The sequence below is a fragment of the Mycobacterium sp. TH-M106 genome (assembly GCF_057473765.1).
In genome coordinates this window covers 1-7,768 of sequence record NZ_JBYCLE010000281.1, presented here as the reverse complement: position 1 = coordinate 7,768, position 7,768 = coordinate 1, and the positions used below count along the sequence as shown (strand labels likewise).

General features: G+C 65.8%; 11 protein-coding genes. 3 read left to right on the top strand and 8 right to left on the bottom strand.

Translation table 11 applies throughout. The features are described 5' to 3' along the window. Positions 1 to 313 precede the first annotated feature (313 nt). Both rpmB and AC2VOP_RS09790 read left to right on the top strand, forming a co-directional pair. The gene (gene rpmB / locus AC2VOP_RS09795; protein ID WP_486960770.1) at positions 314 to 508 is read left to right on the top strand and encodes a 50S ribosomal protein L28; all 195 of its coding nucleotides are present in this window, start codon (positions 314 to 316) and stop codon (positions 506 to 508) included. Positions 509 to 577: 69 nt separating this feature from the next. Further along, the gene (locus AC2VOP_RS09790; RefSeq protein ID WP_486960769.1) at positions 578 to 1,651 is read left to right on the top strand and encodes an aldo/keto reductase; all 1,074 of its coding nucleotides are present in this window, start codon (positions 578 to 580) and stop codon (positions 1,649 to 1,651) included. Positions 1,652 to 1,674: 23 nt separating this feature from the next. Here the strand turns inward: AC2VOP_RS09790 and AC2VOP_RS09785 are convergent, their stop codons facing one another. Beyond that, positions 1,675 to 2,931, bottom strand: coding sequence for an ATP-binding protein (locus AC2VOP_RS09785; protein WP_486960768.1), 1,257 nt, complete (start codon positions 2,929 to 2,931; stop codon positions 1,675 to 1,677). 286 nt (positions 2,932 to 3,217) lie between these two features. Between AC2VOP_RS09785 and AC2VOP_RS09780 the strand changes: the two genes are divergently transcribed. After that, a complete protein-coding gene (locus AC2VOP_RS09780) occupies positions 3,218 to 4,222 on the top strand; it encodes an aldo/keto reductase (protein WP_486960767.1) in 1,005 nt (334 codons plus the stop codon). 1 nt (position 4,223) lies between these two features. Here AC2VOP_RS09780 and AC2VOP_RS09775 read toward each other — a convergent pair whose 3' ends face one another. The 7 genes from AC2VOP_RS09775 to AC2VOP_RS09745 form a co-directional block, all read right to left on the bottom strand. After that, on the bottom strand, positions 4,224 to 4,904 hold the full coding sequence (locus tag AC2VOP_RS09775) for a uracil-DNA glycosylase (RefSeq protein WP_486960766.1): 681 nt from the start codon (positions 4,902 to 4,904) through the stop codon (positions 4,224 to 4,226). A 67-nt stretch (positions 4,905 to 4,971) separates the two neighbouring features. Beyond that, positions 4,972 to 5,352 carry a PIN domain-containing protein gene (locus AC2VOP_RS09770; RefSeq protein ID WP_486960765.1) on the bottom strand — a complete coding sequence of 127 codons (381 nt, stop codon included), beginning with the start codon at positions 5,350 to 5,352 and terminating at the stop codon, positions 4,972 to 4,974. Next, on the bottom strand, positions 5,349 to 5,597 hold the full coding sequence (locus AC2VOP_RS09765) for a type II toxin-antitoxin system Phd/YefM family antitoxin (RefSeq protein WP_486960764.1): 249 nt from the start codon (positions 5,595 to 5,597) through the stop codon (positions 5,349 to 5,351). Before AC2VOP_RS09765 ends, AC2VOP_RS09770 begins: the two co-directional genes overlap by 4 nt. 94 nt (positions 5,598 to 5,691) lie before the next feature. Next, positions 5,692 to 6,084, bottom strand: a complete 393-nt coding sequence (locus tag AC2VOP_RS09760; RefSeq protein ID WP_486960763.1) for a type II toxin-antitoxin system VapC family toxin — start codon at positions 6,082 to 6,084, stop codon at positions 5,692 to 5,694. After that, entirely contained in the window at positions 6,081 to 6,296 is a 216-nt protein-coding gene (locus AC2VOP_RS09755; RefSeq protein WP_486960762.1) for a type II toxin-antitoxin system Phd/YefM family antitoxin, read from the bottom strand. The genes AC2VOP_RS09760 and AC2VOP_RS09755 overlap by 4 nt, the downstream gene beginning before the upstream one ends. A gap of 39 nt (positions 6,297 to 6,335) precedes the next feature. Continuing rightward, positions 6,336 to 7,307, bottom strand: coding sequence for a thiamine-phosphate kinase (locus AC2VOP_RS09750; protein ID WP_486960761.1), 972 nt, complete (start codon positions 7,305 to 7,307; stop codon positions 6,336 to 6,338). A gap of 119 nt (positions 7,308 to 7,426) precedes the next feature. Next, on the bottom strand, positions 7,427 to 7,531 hold the full coding sequence (locus AC2VOP_RS09745; protein WP_486960771.1) for a transposase: 105 nt from the start codon (positions 7,529 to 7,531) through the stop codon (positions 7,427 to 7,429). Positions 7,532 to 7,768: the final 237 nt, after the last annotated feature.

Genomic DNA, 7,768 nt, shown 5'->3' with positions numbered 1-7,768 from the left:
TAGTGCCCGTGTCGGCATCGGCGACCGGGAACACGTTGAGCCGGTTGATCTCGTCGGTGTGGGTAATCAGGTCGCCGACCGCGGTGTGCGCCCAGTCGCGCAGGGCAGCGGCGTCGAGCAGGCGATCGGTGTTGCCCACGGCTGTCCCACCTTCCTGCATCCGCCACCATCCGTGGGCAAAAGCCTAATCACCGTGGCCGACGACACAGTTCAGACGGCTTGTAGCAGTGGGTATCGTTTTGGCGGTGGCCACGACGGCAGCTATCCTGGTCAGGTTGTCGGGGTCGCCCCCAAGGTTTCGAGGAGTTCACGTATGGCCGCCGTCTGCGATATCTGTGGGAAGCGGCCCGGCTTCGGCAAGTCGGTGTCGCACTCCCACCGTCGAACCAGTCGCCGGTGGGATCCGAACATCCAGACGGTGCACGCCGTGACCCGCCCCGGCAGCAACAAGCGGCGGCTGAACGTCTGCACGTCCTGCCTCAAGGCCGGCAGGATCAGCCGCGGCTGACGGCTCTCCAGGCGAGCCCCCCGCGACAACTGCTCGGGGCGACAAGCGACGGTCGTACGATGCCCAAGCATGGACGAGAAGCCGTTGATCGAGAACGTTCCGCTCACCCATGACCCGTGGACTGCCGCGGCGACCCGCTACGATCGCATGCCCTACCGCCGGGTCGGTGCTTCCGGGCTGCTGCTGCCGGCGATCTCGTTGGGTCTCTGGTACAACTTCGGCGACAATCGCCCGTTCGACATCCAGCGCGACGTGCTGCGCTACGCGTTCGACTGCGGCATCACGCATTTCGACCTTGCCAACAACTACGGGCCGCCCTACGGCTCCGCCGAGGAGAATTTCGGCCGGATGCTGCGGCGAGACTTCAAGCCTTACCGCAACGAGCTATGCATCTCGACCAAGGCGGGCTGGGACATGTGGCCCGGACCCTACGGCCAACTCGGCGGGCGGCCTCATCTGTTGTCGAGTCTCGACGAGTCGCTGGAGCGGCTCGGGATCGACTATGTCGACATCTTCTACTCCCACCGGTTCGACCCACGGACCCCGCTCGAGGAGACGATCGGCACGCTCGACACCGCGGTGCGGGCCGGCAAGGCACGCTACGCCGGCATCTCGTCGTATTCTGCCGCCCGCACCGCCGAAGCGGCCGGGCTCGCCGAGCGGCTCGGTACGCCGTTGGTGATCCACCAACCGTCGTATTCGATGCTCAACCGCTGGGTCGAGGGCGGCTTGCTCAGCACACTCGGTGCCGCCGGGATGGGCGCGATCGCGTTCACCGCCCTGGCCCAAGGCTTGCTCACCGACCGCTACGTCGACACCTCGCCCGGAGAGGTCGTCCGGGCAACCAAGCGGCCCACCTTCGACGACGAACTGGTGACCGAGACTGTGCGCGAACGACTGCGGGCTCTCAACCGAATCGCCGAAGGGCGCGGTCAGACGCTGGCACAACTGGCGTTGGCGTGGGTGCTGCGCGACCCGACCGTCGCATCAACTCTGGTGGGCGCTTCCAGTGTCGAGCAGCTCGAAGAAAATCTCGGTGCGCTGGACAACCTCGACTTCACCGACGAGGAACTCAGCGAGATCGACCGCTACGCGGCCGAGTCCGGCATCGACGACCTCTGGCGTTCCAGCTCTGATCTGTAGCCGCACGCCGTGCTTGCCCATTGTCACGCCACGTGCCACAGGGCGTCGATGGGCAGTGCGCGTAGGCGGTCGCCGAAGGGCAAGGAGTGTTTTCCGGTATAGAGGACGAATCCGGCGACGAATCGGTTGCCGAGTCGGTCTTGGAGGTGGCGGAGTCCGGCGAAGTCGTGTTTGTGCAGGGTCGCGCCGGCTTTGACTTCGATGCCGACGATACGTCCGTCGGCGGATTCGAGGACGGCGTCGACTTCGACTTTGTCTTTCGTGCGGTAGTGCCAGAGGGTGGCGCGTTCTTCGTTCCAGGTGAGTTGGCGGCTCAGTTCCATGAGAACGAAGTTCTCCAGGACCGGGCCGGCGGCGCCGCCCGGGTCGGCCAGACGTGCCGGCCCTTGGCCGAGGAGGTGGCACAGGAGACCGGTATCCACGAAGGCGAGTTTGGGTGTGCCGATCGCGCGGTGGGTCGATCCACCGGACCAAGCGGGAATCGTTTTGATGAGGAATACGGTTTCCAGCAGCGCCAGGTAGCGGGTGACGGTGGTGCGGTGAATGTCGAGTTCACCGGCGACCGTTGCGGAGACGAGCAGGTTTGCGCTGCGAATAGCGAGAAGTTGCAGCAGTTTTCGAAGCTGTGGGATTCGTTCGACGGCAGAGATTTCTTGGACGTCGCGTTTGATGATGGTGTCGAGGTAGCTTTCGAAGAATGCGGCACGGCGCCGATCGGTACGGCGGACCGCTTCGGGGAATCCGCCGATCGCGGCGCGTTCGATGTAGTCACGGCGACGCAGACTTGAGTCACGAACGAGCTGGGGGCCGACGGCAAAAGCGGCGTCGATGAAGCGGTCCGGAGCATCCGCGATCTCACCCTGGGAGAAGGGCCACAACTCGATGGTTTCCATCCGCCCAGGCAGGGCATCGGGCAGTGATTTCAGCCCGAGTACGTGTGCCGAGCCGGTGAGCAAAAACCTGCCCGGCTTGGGATCGGCATCCACTTCGGCCTTGATCGGAAGGAAGAGTCCGGGTGCGCGCTGCACTTCATCGATGACGAGGAGTCCGTCGTGTTCGACGAACCCGACAGGATCATCCTGCGCGGCGCGCAGCGCCGCGGGATCGTCCAGCGTCAGGGCGCGAACGGGATCCTTGGTCGCGGCTACCACCGATGCAAGGGTGCTCTTCCCCGATTGACGTGCGCCGTTGATCGTGACCACGCGCGTGTCTTCCAGCGCCTCAGTGACCATGACCTGGGCTTTCCGAGCGATAAGTCCGGATTTACTGATGCTGGGCATGGTCTCATTATCCATATGAGCGCACACTTGGCCGCTAGGTGCCCGCACGTTTAGCCGCAACGGTCTGCACGTCTAGTCGCAATGCTCGTGCGCAGTTAGCCGCAAAACTGTCCTCGGCAGATGCAGCGGGCACTCGGACCGCCGGCGGCCCCGCCGGTGCCGGGGTCACCGCTATCACCGCGATTGCCCTGCCGCCAACGGACTCACGACACGCCGTTCGACGCCGTCGAACCGGTGACCCTTAGGCTGGCCACGGTAGCCGAGCGGCTATACAGAGGAGGTCGACATGCGAACCACCATCTTCGGCAAGACCGGGTTGGAGGTTTCCCGATTAGCCCTCGGCACCTGGGAATTCAGTGGAGCGTGGGGGAAATTCGACGAGGATCATGCAGCGGCGATCGTGCGGCGTGCGTGCGACCTCGGGATCAACTTCTTCGACACCGCGCACGAATACGGATTCGGCGAAGCTGAACGAATCCTCGGCGGGGTGATTCGGTCCGGAGTCGGTCGCGATCGTGACGAGTTGATCGTCGCCACCAAGGGTGGACTGCGGCCGACCGAGACCGGGCCGCAACGAGACGCCAGCCCGGAGTGGCTGCGCCAGGATGTCGATTCCAGTCTCAAAGCGCTGAGTATGGACCACATCGACATCTACCAGATCCACTGGCCCGATCCCGCCGTTCCAGCCGCTGAAACCGCTGGCGCGCTGGCCGAACTCATCGACGAGGGCAAGATCCGGCATGCGGGAGTCTCCAACTACAGCACCGAGCAGGTGAAGGAATTCTCGGCCGTCCTGCCCGTGGAGAGCGTGCAACCGCCCTACAGCATGTTCCGTCGCGAGATCGAACACGACCTCCTCCCGTACTGCACTGCCAACAACATCGGGGTCGTGGTGTACGGACCGCTGTCACACGGCCTGTTGACCGGAACGATCACTGCCGACACCGAGTTCAGCCCGGAAGACTGGCGCTCACGCAGCCCGGTGTTCGCCGGCGACGACTTCGTGAACAATCTGGAGATCGTCGATCAGCTCAAGCCGCTTGCCCACGAGATGGGGGTAACGCTCAGCCAACTGGCCATCGCCTGGACGCTCGCCCAGCCGGGGATCGATGTCGCGATCACCGGCGCACAGCACATCGGCTACCTGCAAGACAGCGCCGGCGCGGCCGACGTGACCTTGACCGACGATGATGTCGCCGCCATCGAGGAGATCATCGCCTGCGCGATACCGGTCAGCGGTCCCTACCCGGAAATGTGGCAGGAGTGGAGCGAACAAGACCCCCACGGCTGACTCACGGTAGCCGCCAGTCGATCGGCTCGGTACCCATCCGGGCCAGCAGTTCGTTCGCCTGGCTGAACGGCCGCGAGCCGAAGAACCCCCGCGACGCCGACAACGGCGAAGGATGCGACGCCTCGATCACGGCACAATCGGGGCCTAGCACCGGCTTGAGCATGGAGGCGTCTTTGCCCCATAGGATCGCCACCATCGGCTGATTGCGTTGCGCCAACGCCCGGATCGCGCACTCGGTGACCGCTTCCCAACCCTTGCCCCGGTGCGACGCCGGCTTACCCGGGCGCACCGTGAGCACCCGGTTGAGCAGCAGCACTCCGCGTTGAGCCCATGGACTGAGGTCACCGCAGGACGGTGTCGGATAACCCAGGTCGGTGGTGTACTCGGTGAAGATGTTCTCCAGGCTGCGCGGCAGCGGCCGCACATCCGGGGCGACCGAAAAGCTCAGGCCCACCGCATGCCCGGGGGTCGGATACGGATCCTGTCCTACGATCAGTACTCGCACCCGGTCGAGTGGAAAGGTAAAGGCACGCAACACGTTCTGCCCGGCGGGTAGGTAGCCGCGCCCGGCAGCGATCTCGGCACGCAGGAACTGGCCCATCGCAGCCACCTGATGAGCCACCGGCGCCAGCGCAGCGGCCCAACTCTGCTCGATGAGTTCACTGAGCGGACGTGGGGTCACTGCCGACCTTTCTTCTGTTGCTGCAACAGTACCGACGACATTAAGGCGCCTGAACTGCCGTTCGGGTTCAGACGGTGACGACGTCGACCAGGGCATCGAGCCCGGCGAAGTCGCGGGCGTTGCGGGTGTAGAGCCTTGCCGAATGCGCGTGCGCGGTCGCGGCGATCACGAGGTCCAGTGCGCGGGCCCGCGGTTTTCGGCCGGCCTCGGCCACGCAGGCCGCGACCTGGCCGTAGCTTTCGGCGACAACTTTGTCGAGGGGCAGCGCGTCGAACTCGCGTTGAAGCACCAGTAGTCGTCGCAGTCGCTCGGCGCGCACCGATCGCTTCTTGGCAATGAGGATGCCGACGTGCAGTTCGGCCAGTGTCACTGTGCTGATGGCCAGTTCGCCGTCCAGAGGTGCAACGTCGGCAGCGATGACGACGCTGGTATCCAGGACCGCCCTCACCTGGCGGCCCAGGGATCACGCGCTTCGTCGACGATTGCTTTCCGGTCCTCGTTCCAGTCGGAATCTGCAGGTCCGGCGAACAACTCGGCGACCTCACCCCAGGAGCGCCACGTTCGGGGCGTGGCAGCCACCATCCGGACACTTGGGCGGCCGGCCACGGTGATCGTGATCTCCGCCCCGTCCTCGACGCGGCGGACAAGATCGGAGGCGTTCTGGCGCAACTCGCGCAATCCAACCGTTTCCACGGCCGCATGATAGCACATGTGCTACCGCAGTGGAAACAGTTCGGGATACGCGGCAAGGCCGCGACGTCCATCGGCATTCGGCTCCGTGTCGTCGCTACCAGGTGGTGACAGAGCGTGGATGCCGATGATCACGTAGCCGCCGGTCCTTGGTCACCAGTCGCCAGCCGTGTTCGATGGCCGTGGCATAGATCAACCGGTCCGCGGGGTCGCCGGGAAACGACGACGGCAGTGACACCGCGGTTGACGCCACGGCCGGCGTGATGCCGACTGTGCGGACCTGTTCAGCGAGCTGCTGGAGCCAAGAGCGAACCGGAATCGTCACCTGGATGCGTTCGTGTTCGGCCAACCACGCCAATTCGAACCAGGTGATCGCGGCGACAGCGAGCACATCGGCCTGCTCGACAGCTCGGCTCGCGATCCGGCTCAGGCGCCGCGGCTCGGCGGACCACCAGTGAACCACATGTGAGTCGAGAAGCACCGTCGTCACGACACGTTCCACGACACCCCGGTGGTGAACAGTGCGTCGTCGTCGGCGGCCGACATCGCCACCCCAGCCATGCGACCCTTGAGTCCGTGCGGCCCGCTCGCCCCGACCAGTCGGGCCACGGTGCGGCCGTGCTTAGTGACCACGATTTCCTCACCTTCGGCGACTTCGTCGAGCAACGCAAGGATCTTTGCCTTGACCTCCGTAGCGGTCATATTTCTGGTCATATTGTCATCCTACTGGCCAGTGAATCGTCACGGTGTCGCCCTCGGTGAGTCGAACGACTGCCAGCCCGCGTAGCCGTGCCAGTCGACACCGTCGACCAACACCCGGACCGGTCCGTCGATGACCCGCCCGATGACCCGCCACCCCGCCGGCACCGCACTGGAAAAGCAGGCCACCAGGGCGTGGTCTTCTCCCCCGCTGAGCACCCACGACCAGCCGTCGACACCGACCGTCTCGGCGGCCGACGCCACCGCCGCGTGGTCTCCGGCCAGGGCCTCGGTGGACACCTCGATGCCCACCCCGGACGCCTCCGCGATATGGCGCAGGTCGGCGACCAGCCCATCGGAGACGTCGATCATGGCCTGCGCACCGGCCTCGGCGGCGGCTCGGCCCTGCCCGTACGGCGGCTGCGGCACCAGATGCCGGCGCCGCAGCGCGTCGAATCCGCCTACTCCGTTGCGCCACAGGGAATACCCGGCCGCAGAGCGACCCAGTTCGCCCACGACGGCGAGCAGCGATCCCGGCCGCGCGCCAGACCGGCGCACCGGCTTTCGCCCAGCCAAGTCGCCTAGCACAGACACCGAAACGACCCACTGGTCGCAGTCGACCAAATCACCGCCGACGATGCCTGCCCCTATCCGCTGCGCCTCCGCCCACATACCGTCAACCAGCGCGCCGACCTGCGCGGCCGGGGTGTCGGCGGGCGCACCGAAACCGACGACGAAGGCGATCGCCTGCGCACCCATCGCCTCGATGTCGGCCGCGTTCGCCGCGACCGCCTTGCGGCCGACGTCGTGCGGGGTCGACCAGTCCAGCCGGAAGTGCCGGCCGGCCACCAGCATGTCGGTGGACACCACGGTGCGGCCGTCGCCGGCGAGCACCACGGCGGCATCGTCGCCGGGCCCCAGCAGGGTGGTGTCCGGCTGGTGGCGGCCCGCCACCAGCCGGTCGATCATGGGAAACTCACCCAACTGACCCAGTGTGGGCTCGTCGTCGCTCACGCGTGGAGTGTAGGTGGGTCAACAGACGAGCAGCAGCAGTGACCGATTTCTTGGGCGCAAGCCTCGCCATTTGTGGCGGGGTGAGCCCGTCCCGTGTGTTGCCGGGCACAGCCCGGCGATCAGAGAGGTCGAGCTTGTCCGTGGATGTATTGCTTGATGATGGACAGGGCCGCGCCCCCGCAGGAGACCGCGAAGTAGGACGGGGACCACGGGTGGCTGCGCATGCGGGCGCGCACACATTGGGCGTGCAGCAGCGGCACGCTGTGCCGGGCGTGGCTATACGTCGTTTATGTCAGTGGGCACATCTACGGTTGTGCTGTGGCTAACGGGTTCGTGGTGCCGATCGCGCCGGCGGCGGTGTCGAGGCGGCGTGGTGAGAAGCAGCAGGCCGAACTCACCCAGATCGAGGCGTTGATCGCGGCTGGCAAAGTGTTGTCGACCCGGATTGTGCGCACGGTGAT